General features: G+C 65.8%; 19 protein-coding genes and 1 pseudogene. 15 read left to right on the forward strand and 5 right to left on the reverse strand.

The window, feature by feature from the left end:
- Positions 1-2 precede the first annotated feature (2 nt).
- From ACIA76_RS42050 to ACIA76_RS42080, 7 genes and pseudogenes are all read left to right on the forward strand, one after another.
- Positions 3-224: pseudogene (locus ACIA76_RS42050) on the forward strand (WhiB family transcriptional regulator); the annotation flags it as partial.
- 100 nt (positions 225-324) lie between these two features.
- Entirely contained in the window at positions 325-690 is a 366-nt protein-coding gene (locus ACIA76_RS42055) for a hypothetical protein (protein WP_397160938.1), read from the forward strand.
- A 105-nt stretch (positions 691-795) separates the two neighbouring features.
- Positions 796-1,197, forward strand: coding sequence for a VOC family protein (locus ACIA76_RS42060; RefSeq protein ID WP_397160940.1), 402 nt, complete (start codon positions 796-798; stop codon positions 1,195-1,197).
- Between the two features lie 981 nt (positions 1,198-2,178).
- Positions 2,179-2,415: a hypothetical protein gene (locus ACIA76_RS42065; protein ID WP_397160942.1), complete on the forward strand. Its 237-nt coding sequence runs from the start codon at positions 2,179-2,181 to the stop codon at positions 2,413-2,415.
- Positions 2,416-2,997: 582 nt separating this feature from the next.
- The gene (locus tag ACIA76_RS42070; protein WP_397160943.1) at positions 2,998-4,149 is read left to right on the forward strand and encodes a tyrosine-type recombinase/integrase; all 1,152 of its coding nucleotides are present in this window, start codon (positions 2,998-3,000) and stop codon (positions 4,147-4,149) included.
- Complete coding sequence (locus ACIA76_RS42075; protein ID WP_397160945.1) at positions 4,146-6,647, forward strand: site-specific integrase; 2,502 nt, start codon at positions 4,146-4,148, stop codon at positions 6,645-6,647. Before ACIA76_RS42070 ends, ACIA76_RS42075 begins: the two co-directional genes overlap by 4 nt.
- A gap of 2 nt (positions 6,648-6,649) precedes the next feature.
- Positions 6,650-7,171, forward strand: a complete 522-nt coding sequence (locus tag ACIA76_RS42080; protein ID WP_397160947.1) for a DUF6262 family protein — start codon at positions 6,650-6,652, stop codon at positions 7,169-7,171.
- A gap of 60 nt (positions 7,172-7,231) precedes the next feature.
- Here the strand turns inward: ACIA76_RS42080 and ACIA76_RS42085 are convergent, their stop codons facing one another.
- The gene (locus ACIA76_RS42085; protein WP_397160949.1) at positions 7,232-8,617 is read right to left on the reverse strand and encodes an FAD-binding protein; all 1,386 of its coding nucleotides are present in this window, start codon (positions 8,615-8,617) and stop codon (positions 7,232-7,234) included.
- 898 nt (positions 8,618-9,515) lie between these two features.
- Here ACIA76_RS42085 and ACIA76_RS42090 point away from each other — a divergent pair.
- Together ACIA76_RS42090 and ACIA76_RS42095 are read left to right on the forward strand one after the other, a co-directional pair.
- Positions 9,516-9,680, forward strand: a complete 165-nt coding sequence (locus ACIA76_RS42090) for a hypothetical protein (protein WP_397160951.1) — start codon at positions 9,516-9,518, stop codon at positions 9,678-9,680.
- A gap of 55 nt (positions 9,681-9,735) precedes the next feature.
- Complete coding sequence (locus tag ACIA76_RS42095) at positions 9,736-10,029, forward strand: hypothetical protein (RefSeq protein WP_397160953.1); 294 nt, start codon at positions 9,736-9,738, stop codon at positions 10,027-10,029.
- Here the strand turns inward: ACIA76_RS42095 and ACIA76_RS42100 are convergent.
- The gene (locus ACIA76_RS42100) at positions 10,022-11,170 is read right to left on the reverse strand and encodes a tyrosine-type recombinase/integrase (protein ID WP_397160955.1); all 1,149 of its coding nucleotides are present in this window, start codon (positions 11,168-11,170) and stop codon (positions 10,022-10,024) included. The genes ACIA76_RS42095 and ACIA76_RS42100 overlap by 8 nt on opposite strands.
- Positions 11,171-11,538: 368 nt before the next feature.
- On the opposite strand from ACIA76_RS42100, the gene ACIA76_RS42105 reads away from it, so the two are divergent.
- Positions 11,539-11,814 carry a hypothetical protein gene (locus ACIA76_RS42105; RefSeq protein ID WP_397160957.1) on the forward strand — a complete coding sequence of 92 codons (276 nt, stop codon included), beginning with the start codon at positions 11,539-11,541 and terminating at the stop codon, positions 11,812-11,814.
- 10 nt (positions 11,815-11,824) lie between these two features.
- On the opposite strand, the gene ACIA76_RS42110 is transcribed toward ACIA76_RS42105, so the two are convergent.
- From ACIA76_RS42110 to ACIA76_RS42120, 3 genes are all read right to left on the reverse strand, one after another.
- Positions 11,825-12,409, reverse strand: coding sequence for a hypothetical protein (locus tag ACIA76_RS42110; RefSeq protein ID WP_397160959.1), 585 nt, complete (start codon positions 12,407-12,409; stop codon positions 11,825-11,827).
- Positions 12,410-12,491: 82 nt separating this feature from the next.
- Positions 12,492-13,043 (reverse strand): hypothetical protein, encoded by a 552-nt coding sequence (locus ACIA76_RS42115; protein WP_397160961.1) that lies wholly within the window; start codon positions 13,041-13,043, stop codon positions 12,492-12,494.
- 694 nt (positions 13,044-13,737) lie between these two features.
- Positions 13,738-13,935 (reverse strand): hypothetical protein, encoded by a 198-nt coding sequence (locus ACIA76_RS42120; RefSeq protein WP_397160963.1) that lies wholly within the window; start codon positions 13,933-13,935, stop codon positions 13,738-13,740.
- A 119-nt stretch (positions 13,936-14,054) separates the two neighbouring features.
- Between ACIA76_RS42120 and ACIA76_RS42125 the strand changes: the two genes are divergently transcribed.
- From ACIA76_RS42125 to ACIA76_RS42145, 5 genes are all read left to right on the forward strand, one after another.
- Positions 14,055-14,234 carry a DUF6011 domain-containing protein gene (locus tag ACIA76_RS42125; protein WP_397160965.1) on the forward strand — a complete coding sequence of 60 codons (180 nt, stop codon included), beginning with the start codon at positions 14,055-14,057 and terminating at the stop codon, positions 14,232-14,234.
- A 20-nt stretch (positions 14,235-14,254) separates the two neighbouring features.
- Complete coding sequence (locus tag ACIA76_RS42130) at positions 14,255-14,431, forward strand: hypothetical protein (RefSeq protein ID WP_397160966.1); 177 nt, start codon at positions 14,255-14,257, stop codon at positions 14,429-14,431.
- A 3-nt stretch (positions 14,432-14,434) separates the two neighbouring features.
- Positions 14,435-14,842, forward strand: a complete 408-nt coding sequence (locus ACIA76_RS42135; protein WP_397160968.1) for a hypothetical protein — start codon at positions 14,435-14,437, stop codon at positions 14,840-14,842.
- Positions 14,843-14,971: 129 nt separating this feature from the next.
- Positions 14,972-15,154, forward strand: coding sequence for a hypothetical protein (locus ACIA76_RS42140; RefSeq protein WP_397160969.1), 183 nt, complete (start codon positions 14,972-14,974; stop codon positions 15,152-15,154).
- A gap of 133 nt (positions 15,155-15,287) precedes the next feature.
- Complete coding sequence (locus ACIA76_RS42145) at positions 15,288-15,599, forward strand: hypothetical protein (RefSeq protein WP_397160971.1); 312 nt, start codon at positions 15,288-15,290, stop codon at positions 15,597-15,599.
- Positions 15,600-15,607: the final 8 nt, after the last annotated feature.

Raw genomic sequence — 15,607 nt, forward strand, 5'->3', positions numbered from 1 at the left:
GCTGGGTGGATAGAGCGCATTGCGCGCAAACCTATCCGGACGAGTTTTATCCCGAGCGCGGTGATTCCGTTCGGATGAGTAAGAAGATTTGCCATCGGTGCGAGGTTCGGAGTGAATGCCTCGGCTACGCGCTGGCCCGCGATGAACGCGCGGGAATCTGGGGCGGTCTGTCGGAACGGGAACGGCGACAACTGCGCCGCGGCATATCCGCGCGGGTGGCGTGATGACGATCCCGACTCCCGGCAGGATCGTGCGCAGCGAGATCATGATGGCCGCGATAGTCGCGCTCGCGGCGGTGGGCCTGGTCGTGACGCTGGTGACCGCATGATGCCCCCGTCCCGGATGACCCCGGAACAGTGCGACCGGCTGTTGTACCGCGCCGAAACCGCGTTGCGCGCCGTCGATCTCGGCCTGACCGGTGACACGGGGAACGCGCCCTTGATCGGGCAACAGATCGCGACGGCCCGATCGGCGGTGGTGATCGCGCGGGCGCTGTGCGCCGCCGACCGGGCCCGCGCCGCCCTGGCCGCACCCGTCGACTCCGAACTATTCGGGTGGCCCGGATGCGACCCCGCCGAGGCGGACGTACTGACACTCCTGGCCTGCTACGCCGACGATCCGATGTGCGGGATCAACGGGTTCGACCTCGACGACCCGGGCGAAGGAGGTGACGATCAGGCGCGGCCATGAAGCCGACGCCATACGTTTCGGCGCGTCCCGTTCCGCCCTATCAAGGTCGGGCGAGCGCGCTATCGTCCACGTGGACAACCGATTTCGTGAGAACAGGTGGTCACCATGTCAGAAGCTAACAACGTAGTAGTGAATGGTCTTGCGCTGCATCACGTCTCAATCAACGTGACCGACCTCGATCGGGCGTTGGAGTTCTATACCGGCGTGCTGGGGTTGACTCGGCGCACCGACCGTCCCGAGGTAATCGCCGGTATCAAGGGTGCCTGGTTGGACGCGGGCGGCAGCCAGCAAATCCACCTCATGGAAGCCACCGACGTGCCGCCCGCCCTCGGTCAGCATTTCGCCCTCCTGGTCGACGCCGCCGCCGACCTCGGGGACGTGGTGGCCGCGCTGCGGGCGCAGGGGCTGACCGCGGGCGATCCCTTCTCGGTAGCGCCGGGGCGGCTGCAATCAATGGTGCCTGACCCGGATGGCAACGTGGTCGAGCTACACCAGATATTGCCGTAGCACCGGGCGCGGCGGCCCGCGAGACGGCCGGACCTACGCTACCTACGCTGTGAGTGCCGTTCGATCGTCTCGAGCAGCACCCCGAAATATCAAGGCCGGGAGGCACTTCCGCTCCCGGCCTTCACTCTGCCCCCATAGCAGGGGTACCAGGTGAACATGGGGAACACCGCAAAACTTCCTTCCTGCCCTACGGTTTTGGAGTGCCGTTAAGGATCGTGTCACCAGGTACATGAAGCTGTCCTTAGTGTTGGCGACGATCAGTTCTCGCTGGAGTTCGGCGAGCACGGACAGCATCCTGGCTACATCGATGAACACCGACACTGGCGACTCTCGGCGACATGGCTGGCCCGCCCCCACCAACGTCTGCCACTCCGTGTCCGACGTTGCAGCCGTCGAGGGCTCTACTTCACGGCCGAGGACATGCTCATCAAGAACGACACGCCGCAAGCCCGGGTTGCCATGCCAGACCACGCCTCGACGGATCGGCAGAGTCTCCAATTCTGGATCCTGAGCTGGGGAAACCACGCAAGTGGTGGCGGATCGACCACAAGATCCTGCACTCCGTGGAACTGTTCGCCGGTGCAGGAGGTATTCCGTTCGGCTCTCTCCGGGCGCAACTTCGGAACGGCCCTATACCCGAATTCCGCAGCTCAGGAACCGAATCCACGTCCGCGAATTCCACAGCCGAGCCGAATTCCACAGTGAACTGCCCCACCGGTACATGCCCGAGCCGTGGCACGTTTCGGGCAGGGGTGCCGAGTAGAGTCTCTTGCTGTTCGACGTTGCCGGAGATGATCTTTCGGTCATCTCTCCAACTTGCAACTGGTCGCCCTCCGCAGCGGGGGCCCTAGATGTCCAGTGCGATCGCGGCTCCCAGAGCAGCTCCGCTTCGGTGGGGCTGTTGTGGGAGCCGCGATCGGCGGACTCGCCGCCCTCCGGGGTGGCACTTCACATCCAGTTGCGAGAAGAGAGGGCGCCCTTATGACAGAGGGCCTCCGGGAACAACCGGACAACCCCACGCCCCGACCCAAGGGTCGGAGCAAACCCGTTCCGTGGCAGGAGTATTCGGCCTGGCTACGGACCTCGGTGAATGCCGTGATGCTGGTGACGAGGTGGCGCATGTCGCACCACGAAACCGGAACCGCCAACCCGGCGGGCACGAGCCTCACCGAGTTGGCGGTCGGGGTACTGCACACGATCCTGCGCCACTTGCAGTAAGCCGGATCGAAGCAGTTGCTACACGGACTGGGCTCGGCGCCGCTGCTTCCAACAGCGGATGTCGGGCCCTTTCCGCTTCCCAGGATCTCTCCTGGCGATCTCGGGAACACGTGCGCACGACTGTCGGAAATCAAATCCGTGCGCACCGTTTTCCGACGGTAACTGTACCTCGAATCAGTAACTCAGTAGACCCCGACGCCCGCATTGCCCACAGGTAGCCCGAGGTGAATGCCGCAGGTCACAGGGTGTACGGCAGGCTCTTGTCCGCCCGGGACTCCGCCCGGACGTTCGCGCGAACAGGCGAAGTACAGGCGAATCGCAGGCGAATCGCAGGCGAAGCACACTTATATCCGAGCTACCCGGACTCCGGGGTCGGGGCGACGACGACCAAGTCGTCCTGTAGCTCCCATGTCCACCGGCCGCCCGGCCACCACACCACCAGCCAATCCAGCTTTCTCTGGGGGATCTGCCCCTGTGGCGTGATGTCGTGTCGGGGACACTCCGGCCGGGTTTTGCAACGGTTCTCTGGGGTGTGTAGCTCTGTGGCTCCGTGTCGTTCGACCAGCTGAGAACGGAGTGGTGGTGCGAGCATTTCCTGTGCGGATGCCCTCGGGCGGCCAGTACTGGACAGTGATTGACGAGAACTATGCGGTGGAGCCGGTCGCTGACCGGTGGCTGCGAGAGCTGCGGTTCGGCCGGGACCGGGCCGAGTCCACAACGAAGGCGTACGCGGAGAGTGTGGCTCTCTATCTGCGCTGGTGTGCTGGCACCGGGCGGGAATGGCGCACGGCAGCAAGGGATTTCGGCCTGTTCACGGTGTGGCTGAAGTTCACCCCGTCCCGCGGTGGCCGCGTGGTGATAGGGCCGGGAACCGACCCGGTCCGCAAGGAGAAACGGATCAACCGAGTCTTGGTGGCCACGCGCGGCTTCCTGACGTTCGCGGTGGCGGCCAAGGAGGCGCCGGGCTGGGTGATCACTCAGCTCTACGAGATCGGCGACAACCGGGACCTTCCAATCGCCGCACAGGGCGAATCGACCGAGCTGCAGTATCGGCTACGGGCCCGCCACAGCTTGCGCGAACCCGAGTCCAGAGTCGATCGCGCTAGCGACGCCGAGATCATCGCTGTGTTCCATGTCTGCTACTCGGCGCGGGACAGGTTGATCGTGTTGCTGCTGGCCCGGGTCGGGCTGCGCCGTGGTGAGGCGACGGGCTTGCGGCGCAGCGATCTGCATCTGTTGCCGGACAACGCTGTCCACGACTGTCGGATCGAGGGGGCACATCTGCATGTGGTCCGCCGGGAGAACCCGAATGGCGCTTGGGCGAAGTCGCGCTACACCCGCGCGGTTCCGCTGGACTTCTTGACCGTTCGCGCGATCGACCTCTATCTGCTCGAACGCGATGAACTGCCAGCGGCGGCGGCCTGCGACTTCCTGTTGGTCAACATGTTCCGGGAGCCGCTGGGGGCTCCGATGACGCCGGATGCTCTGAACGAACTGTTCGAAGCGCTGTGTCGGCGCGCGGGTCTGTCTCGGTCGATTTCGCCGCATCAGGGGCGACACGGCTTCGCCAGCAACCTCGCCGACTCCGGCGCGATGCTCGACGAGATTCAGGCCCTACTCGGTCACGCCGAACCGTCATCATCTCAGCCCTATCTTCATCCGTCGGCGGATCGATTGCGATCGGCTGTCGACCGAATCCCGTCCCCGCGCGAGCTGGCGGAGGAGCTGCGGTGAGCCCAATCGACGTTGCCGTCGCTCAGTGTGCGCCCGCCCTAGACGAGGCTGACAGGCTCTGGGCGGAGATCCCGGACGAGTTCCTGGCAGTTCTCGGCTGGTCGCCGGACCATCGTGTGATCACGTTTCCGCAGGACCATCCGTTGCTCGGCTGGAAGGTCTGCGAGGTGACCAACTGCGACATGCCGGCGTCGGGGGTCAAGAGGTTGTGCGGCACCTGCCAGAAACGCTGGTCCGCGGCCGGTGAACCTTCCATCGAGCGATTCACGGTCGTCGCTCGGCCGCAACATCGTGACCTGCATGTCGGGAACTGCGTTGTCCGGCACTGTCAAAGGCCTTGGCGCACAGCGAAACAAGGGTTGTGTCACGCACATCTGCGCCAGCGGAAGAGGCTGACACCCCGACCAACGCTGGACGCCTTCCTGGCTCGCAGTGACGTTCGCGGGCTTCCGGCTCACGGTCCCTGCGAAGTTGTTTCGTGTCATCGGGATCGCGATATCAGGAAGAACCCGTACTGCCGCGTTCACGCCAACCGCTGGACCAACGTCCGACGGACAGTCGGCGATGAGGCCGACGAAATGCGTTGGCGCCGCAAAGCGGCGGGCATCGGGGTTGGGGCGGTGGTCAGCCTGCGCGGCCTGCCGGACCGGGTTGTCGCAGAGCTGCTATTCGGCCTGCACGCTCGGGTCCTGCATGGATGTCGCACCATCCCGATATCAATCCGTTCGCTGGCCGACCAAGCACGAACAGATGGTGTCGATTCCTTGGAGCACTTGGATCGATCGGTCTTCGGGGTCGATGTCGGCAAGGTCTTCAGCGGCATGGTCAAGGCCCTTTCGCGCCGCAGCCTCACGCCGGAAACCGAACGGTTGAAGGATGTTTGGGACATTGTCGTGTTCGGTCACCACGGTCTGCTGCACTTCACCGGCATCTCGCAGCGCTGGTTGCGGGAGGCCACGAAGATCTGGGCCTACAACGACATTCCCCGTCGACGCGGAACCAAGGTCGCCGACGTCGTCCAGGCACAGATCCACCAGGTCGCGATGCTGTCGGACAGCCTGCGTCTCCAGCGGCAGGACGAAGGAACCGATCCAGCCCGATTGGGTCGTGTCGACATCTCCGCATTCCTGAATCGGGCCGCATTCCTTCACGAGCAAGGAGTCATCAGCTTCAAACGAAGACTGGCCATGGTTCGTGACCTGCGCCGAATGTTCAGCGCGATGCGCGGACTCGGCCTGACACGGCCGGGTCAGCCGCTGCACGGGCTACCGGACGACTTCGAATTGATGCAGCAGGACATTCCCTCTGAACCGGAGGAGAACGACGACAACGTCGGGCGCGATCTCCCGATCGAGGTCATGCGCCATCTATGCCTGCATCTGGATGTCCTCGAGCAGCAGAGCACCCGCGAGATCCGGGTGACGGTCGAGTTGCTGATCGACACGGGTCGGCGCCCGGACGAAATCTGCCAACTGCCGTTGGATTGCCTCGAGCGCGACGGCGACGGCAAACCGCTTCTGGTATTTGACAATTGGAAGAACAACCGGCCTGGGCGGCGGCTGCCCATCCAGCTAGGCACCGCCGCGCTGGTCGAGGGGCAGCAGCAGCGCGTCCGGACGCGGTTCCCGAACGAACCCGTCAGTGCATTGAAGCTGCTGCCGACTTCTGCGCGGAACCCGCACGGCAGGCGCGCGATCAGCGACGAGTGGGTGAGTGAACGTCACCGTGGCTGGGTCAACAGTCTGCCCGACGTCCTGGTCCCGCTCGCCGTCGAGGTCGACGGCGCCCTCGTGACGAAGATGCTGCCGTTCGACAAACGGAAGATCTTCCCCTATGCCTATCGGCACACCTACGCCCAGCGTCACGCGGACGCCGGCGTCGATATCGATGTTCTTCGCGAACTCATGGATCACCGGCTCTTGTCGACAACGCAGGGGTATTACCGGGTCGGAGCAGACCGCCGCCGGGCAGCTGTCGATCGGGTGACGACTATGCAGTTCGATAGGCACGGAAACCGAATCTGGCGTGCGGCGAAGGCCCTGTTGGACTCCGAGCATCTGCGTCGAGCCGTCGGCGAGATCGCGGTTCCTTACGGCAGTTGCAGCGAGCCCACCAACGTCGCCGCCAATGGACAGGATTGTCCGGTCCGGTTCAGATGCGTTGGCTGCGCCCACTTCTCCACCGACGTCTCCTACCTTCCAGATCTGGAGGCATACCTGTCGGACCTGCTGCGCAGCCGCGAATGGCTGCGCATCGCGTTCTCCGCAGCCGACGAATGGGCCAAGGCCGAAGCGATGCCGTCCGACGACGAAATAGCCCGCATCCGACGCCTGATCTCCAGCATCAAGGCCGATGTCGACGAACTGTCGGACGAGGACCGAGCCCACATCGACGACGCGGTCAGTGTCGTCCGCCGAGCCCGCAACAGCGTCGTCGGACTCGGTCTGCCGAGGATCCGGCAACCGCTTCCCGACGTCCGACCAGACAGGACCGCCTGACCATGACCAACACGATGATCCAAGGACGACAGGCCGACTCAGCCCGCCGTCGGCAGCGAGTCATCAAGGCACTCAACGCTGCCCGCAAAGACGGCAGCGAGCTCAGCGTCTCAGCGATCGCCCGCGCCGCGGGCGTCGATCGCACATTCCTCTACCGCCACCCCGACCTACTCGCCCAGGTCCACACCGCCCAAACCACCCCGACATCGGACGGAAGCATCGGCGCTCCCGTGACCATGGCGTCGCTTCGAGCCGACCTCGCGAACGCTCAGGCCCGCATCGCGCGCTTGGCCGGCCACAACAAGCAGTTGGAGACGAAGCTGTCGGGACTGCTCGGCGAGCAAGTCTGGCGGGAATCCGGACTCGGCGCACCGGCCGACGTCGATCAGCTGCAGCGGCAGATCGTCATTCTCGAGCAGCAGATTGTCGAACTGCAGGCCACCTTGGGGGAACGTGAGCAGGAACTCGACGCGGCCCGCGCCGCGAACCGGGAACTGTTCGCCAGCATGAACAAACGACACTGAACCTGGACGGTCGGCAGCGTTGCCTACCGGGAAGCGCAGGTAGGCAACGCCAGTCGAATGTCAGTGGCCTGTGCTGATGAGGTTGTCGTCGATCAGGTGCAAGCGGCGGGCGAGGTCAGAGACGAAAATCCGTTCGGGGTCGATATCGTCGCGGATGCGACGCCATTCCTTCAGCCGCGGGTACATGGCGCGGATCGTCTCGGGGGTGGTGCGGGAGTCCTTGGCGAAGTACAGGCGGCCACCAGCGTCGAGGACCCGTTGGTCGAGTTCGGCGCAGAACTCGTTCAGTCCCGGTGCAATCGGGAAGTCCAGGCTCAGCATGAACCCCGGATGCGGCCAGGACAGCGGCGCCCGGTTCCCAGGGCCCATGCGCTTGAACACGTTGAGAAACGACCGGTGCCCCGAATGCGCGATCGACCGTACCGCGTCGGCGAGCTGCTGTTCGGCACCGAACGGCATTGAGAACTGGTACTGCAGGAAACCGCGGCGGCCGTAGGCGCGATTCCACTCGCCGACCACATCGAGCGGGTGCAGGAACTGGGTGATGTTCTGGATCAGGCCACGCCCCTGTTTGCCGAACACTCGGTAGGTGACCTCGCCGCCGATCCGGGTGGTGAGGTTGTTGACCATCCCGCTGGGGAAGATATCGGGCACCGTGAGCAGTTGCGGCGCAGCGAAGTGCAGAGGGTTGCGTCGCAGCCTGGCGGGTAGCTCGTCGCGCTTAGCGAGATTTCCTCGGCTGAACATCGCTCGACCGAGTTTCGCGCCGGTGTTGATCGTGTCCGGCACCGCCACCGAGTACTCGTAGCCTTCGTCGGATCCGTCGGCCAGCAGCGCCATCGTCTCGTCGAGAGTGCTGGTGCGGTCGCAGTCGACGAGGAAGTACGCGGTCTCGGTGCGCTTCAACTGGATCCGGGCGCGCACGACGATTCCGGTCAACCCCATGCCACCGACGGTGGCCCAGAACAGGTCCGCGTCGGCACCGTCCGGGGTGAGCGTGCGGAGTGTGCCGTCGGCGGTGAGCAGATCCATCGACAGCACGTGGTTGCCGAAACTGCCCTGGGAGTGATGGTTTTTGCCGTGAACGTCGGAGGCGATCGCCCCGCCGATGGTGACCTGCCGGGTGCCCGGCAGCACTCGAACCCACAGCCCGTACGGCAGGACCGCGCGCATCAGCGCGTCGAGGCTGACGCCACCGTCGACATCGACGACACCGTTGTCCGGGTCGATCGAATGGATGCGGTCGAACGCGGTCATGTCGACGACCAGGCCGCCGCCGTTCTGTGCCGGGTCGCCGTAACTGCGGCCGAGCCCGCGAGCAATGACCCCGCGTGGTCCCGCCGTGCGGACCGCTCGGGCAACCGTGTCGAGGTCACAGGTGGAAACCACCTGCGCCACAGACGATGCAGTACGGCCCCACCCCGACAACGGGCGCTGGTCGATCATCGGTCCCCTTTGGATGAAATTCACCTCGCCACGGTAACCGCGTGCTACAGAGCCCTGCCAACACGAACCAGGAAACGAGGCCATCATCGCCTCGAACAGCCCGCACAGCGGCATAGAAAGACGTCAGTGTGGTCAATGCCTGAAGGTCCATTGCTGTTCGGGCTTCAGCAATTTCGGTCGTTTGGGTCGGACCAGGTGGGCCAAGGACGGGCTCTGGCACATAACAGTTCGCGGACAGAGCTAGGCATCGACACGGCCCCGCCGGTTCTTCCACCACACCTGTCGTGATCTGCTACGATCTTCGCGAAAGTCGCTGAGCTGCACAAACTTCCTGAGCCTCTCGCCTCACCACTCTGGGTGCCCCTAGAGAATCAGCTCCTGATCAGGCGGTGTGGCTGAACGGATTTCGACCAGCTCACCGAGCGCGTGGTCGAAATCCCAACGGACGGTGGCGGTGTAGCCGGGTGGAGCTACGTACCCAGCGGGGCTGTCGGCCGGGCGGTCACGGCGACGAACCTGGGTGCGAGCGGGTACCGGCATCGGGTCAGCTCCACGGATTTCGGCAGTGCTCGCAGGGGCACTGCGGCTGATCGAAGGGAGGCGTATAGACAACCGCACCACATTCCCGGCATTCATCCGTCCGGTGACCCGACCTGGGAGTTCCGTCCGGACCGGTGCCGATACACGGTGACCACCCAACGAGCACCCGCCCGGGCCCGAACGGGTGCCCGTTGACGCACGCGACCGGGGCGGGCTCCACCCAACCGCCGGCGCGGCGCACCAAGACGTCCGGCGACACCACCCGGTTCCCGACCATGTACTGCGGTCGATAGTTCCGCTCGCGATCGGTGGCCATGCCCTCCACTGTATCGAACACCTGTTCGGGTATTGTGACCGCGTGATCGAAATCGGTGAACTCGTCAAAACCGCACAGGGCGGCGTTTCGATCTTCCAGGTAGTCGAGATCGAAGACGACGAACACGTGCGGATCGAATCCGTCCAGGACGCACCGGGCAAGTACCCGTTCTCGTTCCCGGTGCGGTACCTCGTGCCCGTCGACTGATGGGGCCGAACAGGTTTCGACCTGATCGAGCGACTGTGCGGGTGACAATGGCAGGGTGGATGGTGAGGACCTTGTGCGGTATCGGGACATCGAGATCGAGTACGCCCTCGAGCCTGAGTGCCGGTACGGGGCGTACATGGAGTACGACGGCATCGTCGACATCGAGGAGACCTCGGTGAGCGAGCGCTGGCACACCAACCCGAACCACGGCAAGACCTACCGCCAGCTGACCCGCGAACTGCTCGAGGTTGCCACCGAGGGCCGCAAGCGGCGGGTCAACCGCAACGACACCGAGGATCAGTGGTTCCGGGCCTACTACCTGCGTGATGCCCGCGCCCAGCTCAGCTGACTGGCCCCTGCTCCTGTCCTCTGCCAGGGTCGGTGTGCCCGCTGTCGCGCGATCGGGTCAGTAGCTGGTCGTAGACCGCGACATCGGGCAGCGGGCGGGTATCGGCAGGCAGCTGCGTACGGGCTTGCCGCTGGGCGGCGCGGTCGATCCGGTCGGCCAGGTCGTCGGCGCTGGGGGTGAAAGCGCCACGGCGGGCGTCGATGTCGTCGAGGCGGCGGTGCGCGCCGTCCTTGGTGGGGTGCAGGTAGCGCTGCAGGGTGCGGCGGTCCTCGTGCCCGGACAGCAGCATCAGGTCGGCCTCGGTCGCGCCGTCCTCCCCGGCGTGGGTGAGCCGAGAATGCCTGAGGTCGTGCGGATCCCAGCCCCCAGAAGCGGCGTCGAGGCGACGCTCGACGGTCCGGTACCCCATCCGCCTGCGGCCGGTGGCCGGGTCGATATCGCGGGTGTCGACGGTGCCGTCGCGGACGACGCGGACCGACAGGAACACCGGTCCGCTGCGGCGGCCCGCGAGCAGCTGGCCGAGCAACCGGGCGGTGCGGATGTCGTACATCAGCTCATCGGCCTTGCCGCCCTTGCGGATCACGCGGGCGCGGCGGTTGGGCCGATCCAGATCCGCGATATCGAGCTGGAGGACTTCCTCGGCGCGGGCGGCGGTGGCGTAGAGCATCGCCCACAGGGTGCGGTCCTCGAGGCGGTGGCGGCGGTCGCCGATCAGGGCGTCGATCTGCTCGCGCGGCCGCACCCGCAACCCGTCCGGCTTCGGCTGCGGCTCCCGATCGAGTCCGGTCAGCACGGCGTCGGCGTCGTCGATCCAGCCTTGGTCCTCGAAGTAGGCGAGCGCCGAGGCGACCGCGGCGCGGCGCGCGTTGAACGTCGACGGCGCCCCGCCGGCCCACGCGGTGCGGACATTCAGCCGGACCCGTTCGCGGCCGACGGTGTCGTCGAGTTCGTCGAGGACACCGATTCCGGCGAAGGCGGTCGGCAGCGCCGAGGTGTAGGCGCGCACGGTCTGCGGTGAGGTGATCCGGCCCGACCGGCCGCGCTTGCCCTGCAGCCACACCAGGAACTGGGCGATGCCCACCGCCGGGGAGATCGCGCCGACCTCGTCGCCGAAAACATTCAGATGCCGGACTGTGCTCATCGGGTGAGAACCCCTCGAATGTCAGATAACACGCGGAATGTGGGGACGGGCGGCCGTCTTCCGGTGAAGGTCATCGGGCGGCGAGTCCGGGCCGGGATCCCGTCGTTGTCAGATAATACGCTGTTATCTGACATCGACGCTGCGCCGGTCAACATGTCTGGTAGCGCGACAGAAGAAGTTCGACTCCGTTCGTCACAGCGCCCCCCGAAACCGCATCTCTGTGTCAGTGGAGGAGATCCACGCGGCACCCGGATCGCCTCGCCGACCAAGGCCCGCCGCGGCGGGGCCCGCGTGACGGTCCGAGGGATGGAGAACCCGCTTCCTACTGTCGCCGTCGGCTTCATTCCACTACCGACAGGACACGTACCGTGATCGACCTCTTCTCCGGTGCAGGCGGACCGTTGGTCAAGGTGCTCGGCGGCGGGAGCCTGGTGGGCCTGATCCTGACCGCGCTCTGGGTCGTGGGCGTTCAGGCTCGCGAGCTCGCGCGCCTGGCCCTGGATCGCGACCGGCTCGCCCGATACCTCGCCGCCCGTACCGCGATGAGAACCGACGACCCGGCCAAGCGCCGCGCCGCGCTCACGGTGCTCGACAAGACCCAGCCCCCACCCGAGGATCACCCCGACTCACCGGCCGGTCTCTGATGCGCCGCCGTTACTCTTCCCGGCCTCGGGCTGCGAGACCGCCGACGATCAGCACGTACATCAGCAGCACGGAGTGCAGCAGACTGACGATCGCGAACGAGTCCAGCTCGCGGGTCCGGTCGGTGACGCGGGGTGAACGACCGTTGAGCGCGTCGGTGAGGATCTGCTTGGCCAGCGGCAACTGTGCGTACCGGTGCGGGTCTGGAGTGCTGACATGCATGTGCTCGAACGGGTCCAGCTCGCGCACGTCCCAGTCGAACACCCCGGGTCCGAAGTCGGGGTAACGGGCGGCGACGATCTCGGCGGCAACATTGACCAGGTGCTCGACTACGCCGGGCCCGAATCCGGCGGAGATGAGCTCCACCACGGTTTCCGGCGCGAGTACAGCCTCCAGGTTCATCGGCGTGCCCGGCGCCATCTCGGCCCGCTCCATGATCGTGCGGATCTTGTCCAGGATGTCGCCGAGGTTGAGCGCGACCGAGTCGCCCTCGCGCAGCACCACGGCGTTCTCGTCGTAGGGATCGATGAATCGGGCTATCTGCTCGGCCGTCGGCTTCGGTGTGCGTTTGCGTTTGGACACTTTGCGTTTGGACACGGTGGAGCTCTCCTTCCCCTGTGGCTGTCACGACCCTTGAGGCCTGCGCTGGTGGGTGGGGTCAAAACGGCTGTTTCCCCGTCTACTCCGCCGCGCTTGCCGCGGCGGCTTCGGTCGCGGGCATCGGTGACCCCAGCGGCGGTATTGGGCGGGGTTCGGGCGGCCGGGGCGACAGCACGAAGGTTGCGGCCATGATGGTCGACAGGACCAGGCAGAGCCCGGGTACGCCGTTGACGAGCACCGCGACGGCGGGGTGCAGCTGGTGCGGGTAGCCGCCGGAATACAATCCGTTGCCGAGCATCGCGAGGATAAACCCTGCCCCGGCAACGGTATTGAACAGCCAGCGGGCCTCGCTCGGGTACCAGCCGGGCACGAGCCGCACCCGGCTGTAGAGAGCCTGCGAGGTGGTGGCCGTGACAGCGATGGGCCACACCGCCGCCTCCCAGGCCGATGCGCCCGCCAGCCGGGCCCACTCGATCCCGAACGTCGCGAACGCGGCGTACGCGCTGACGCCGGTGAGGGCGAATACCACCCTCACCGGGAGTCCCGAGGTGAACTGGCGGATCATCTGTCGCCGGGCGTCCTCGCCCCGTCGACGGCGGTCTTTCAACAACTCTGCCGAGTAGTCGGTCATGTCGAATGCTCCTGGGTCCGATGGGATTTCGGACCAGTGTGGACAACAGCACCGACACCTACCGACGCCCTCGAACGCCGACCATGACGCCAGGCGTCACCAGGTAACGGCTCACCGTCATGGTCACAAACTTTTTCCCGACAACGCCGCCGGTAGTCGCGCTGACGACAGCGCGGCGAGCAGTGACGGGCATCAGCACGCAGATTCTCCCCGCCCGGATAGATCCGCCACCCACACCCCGGGCAGACGATCCCCACCTCCGGCTCCTCACCGACGACTAGGCGCCGCCCCGCGGTCACCATGCGCTCGAATACCGTCGCCGAGCGCTTGCGGGCCCGGTACGCGCGAGCCACACACGCCGGCGAACAGTAGCGGCGACGCGGATGCGCATCGACGGGAAGGGCCGTCCGGCAGGACGGACACCGACGGCGGGCAGGTCGGCGGCCCATACCCGCGATTGTCCGCGAACCTTATTGCACACACAGCGTTTTCGGATCCCGGCCGCGCTGAAAGGATCCCGCGACTCGACGCCGAAGAGATCCTTCGGCAGCTGGGATCTGACGTCATACCTATCTTCAACACCACCAATCGAGCCGGACCCATTCCCTGACCGCCGGGTTCGTTCACTTACCGGCGGTCAGGGCGTGGGTCCGGCTCTGAGTCGAGAAAACCTATCGATTCAGCGCAGGGTTGGTCAGTTCAATCGCCGTACTTGGACGGCTCGGCTCATACCGACGACAATCATCTTTCCGTTCGAGATCTCGGCCTTGGGCGTATGGGCGTAGTGGTACTCGTAGAAGTACTCGTCCTGCTGCCACTCCGAACCGTCCGAGAGTCGAACGGTCGTCTCACCGTCCCACCCCGACCATTCGCCGTCTACGTAGAGCCTCACTCGGAACTCTCCTGTCTCGATGGGAAAAGGCAGATCCTCCTCCTACCCACCGACAACGAGGAATGTCGGTGCCTCGTGCCACGATCCAACCGACCACACACCGCCGGCCGGGAGGACATATGGCCGACACCGACAGGCCCGAAGTGCGACTCGTTGCCCACTGTCGCCGCTGCCATGGCTGGCTGGTGTCGGCGGCCTCGGTCGCGCAGGGCATCGGACCCACCTGCGCCGAGCGTGAACGCGCCGACCGACGCGCGGCCGCCGCGACGCTGACCCTGTTCGACGTCGACGCCGCATGAGCGGGGATATAGTCGCTGGCATGAGCGACAAGACCTCGGCGCGAGCAGCTGAGCACAGCGAGGCGTTCCTCGAGCGCGCCCGGGCTGCGGGTCTTGCACGTCTGGCCGAGGCCCAGAACGATGCCACCGCAGTGGAATGGGCCGAGCGGACCGCCGACATGCTCGAACGTCGGCTCCGGGATCGGCAGGCCTCGTAGCCGGTGTTCGGTTACGTCTTCGACGACACCACGCTGGTGTCGCTGGGCGCCGGTGACCCCGAACCCAGCGCTCTCCTCGCCTCCCTGCACAACCGCGATATCCGGGTGTCGGTGCCCGCGGTCACCCTCGCGTACGCCTTCGCCGAACTCTCGGCCGATCAGTGCGCCGAGCTGCTGGGCATCCTCGACGCCATGAGCAACGTGGCCGTGCAGCCGCTCGGCGACAGCATCGCAGCGCTGGAACTGTCCGAGATCACCGGACTGATCCCGGACGACCCGGCGGCCGCGCACGCCGTGACCGCCGCGCGGACCCACGACCTGGAGATCCTCACCGTCGACCGGGCTCGCTGGCGGCCAGTGGAGGAGCGGTTGCCGTTCCGTGTTCCGCTGGTCGAACTGAGCAACGATTAGCGGGACGAATCCTCGGGACGCATGGTCCTGGGGACGGTGACCCGAGCCACGCAATCGGACGATAACGACCAACAAAGATCGCGATGCTGTTCCTGGGTACGCTCACACGGAGTTCAGGAGGCAGGGGAGATGGGGGACAGCATTTCTCAGCAGGTGCTTCTACGCGAGTACGACAACATCGCGGCACTGCTGCGTGATCGGGGCGAGGATGCCGCGGCCGGGCGAGTAGAGATCCTGCGCAGGGCGTATGAACAGTCACTGCGAGACAGCGAGGAAATACGCGAGGTGATCAGCGGCCAATCGCACTCGTAACGCGCCGAGCTCCTCGACCGGTAAGAGCCTCTCGCTTCCCGCAGCCGGAAATTCGGAGCAGAAGTTCACCACGCCGAAGACTCTCGCCGCCGTACCCTGGTCTGTTCGACAGGTACGGGAGGGAGGGTTCGCGGTGCGGTACCCGTGCACGAATTGGTGGTGCCTGGACAGCTGGCACTACACCCCGCGCTGCCCGCGGCGGTATCCGTCCGACGGGGTCCCGGCCCGTCGGCATTTCACGGCGACCGAGATGGCCTGGGCGCGTAAGCGCCGCGAGGCGCAGGAAGCAGGCGATTTCGATCTGCGCCGGACCCCGGTCTATATGCGGGAGCGGCGCGAGGCCGAGGACGCGCAGGGCCGACCCGGGCACGGATGGCTGGTGGTGTTCGTGCCGGTCGCGGCCGTCGTGGCGCTGACGATGCTGATACTGATCCTCTACACGTGATTCCGGAC

The organism is Nocardia sp. NPDC051570, assembly GCF_044454005.1.
GTDB lineage: Bacteria > Actinomycetota > Actinomycetes > Mycobacteriales > Mycobacteriaceae > Nocardia.

Excerpts from the sequence above, each read along its gene's own strand:
- ACIA76_RS42055 (WP_397160938.1), top strand. The coding sequence starts at position 325 with ATGATGCCCCCGTCCCGGATGACCCCGGAACAGTGCGACCGGCTGTTG.
- ACIA76_RS42060 (WP_397160940.1), top strand. The coding sequence starts at position 796 with ATGTCAGAAGCTAACAACGTAGTAGTGAATGGTCTTGCGCTGCATCAC.
- ACIA76_RS42065 (WP_397160942.1), top strand. The coding sequence starts at position 2,179 with ATGACAGAGGGCCTCCGGGAACAACCGGACAACCCCACGCCCCGACCC.
- ACIA76_RS42080 (WP_397160947.1), top strand. The coding sequence starts at position 6,650 with ATGACCAACACGATGATCCAAGGACGACAGGCCGACTCAGCCCGCCGT.
- ACIA76_RS42085 (WP_397160949.1), bottom strand. The coding sequence starts at position 8,617 with ATGATCGACCAGCGCCCGTTGTCGGGGTGGGGCCGTACTGCATCGTCT.
- ACIA76_RS42100 (WP_397160955.1), bottom strand. The coding sequence starts at position 11,170 with ATGAGCACAGTCCGGCATCTGAATGTTTTCGGCGACGAGGTCGGCGCG.
- ACIA76_RS42115 (WP_397160961.1), bottom strand. The coding sequence starts at position 13,043 with ATGACCGACTACTCGGCAGAGTTGTTGAAAGACCGCCGTCGACGGGGC.
- ACIA76_RS42125 (WP_397160965.1), top strand. The coding sequence starts at position 14,055 with ATGGCCGACACCGACAGGCCCGAAGTGCGACTCGTTGCCCACTGTCGC.
- ACIA76_RS42130 (WP_397160966.1), top strand. The coding sequence starts at position 14,255 with ATGAGCGACAAGACCTCGGCGCGAGCAGCTGAGCACAGCGAGGCGTTC.
- ACIA76_RS42140 (WP_397160969.1), top strand. The coding sequence starts at position 14,972 with ATGGGGGACAGCATTTCTCAGCAGGTGCTTCTACGCGAGTACGACAAC.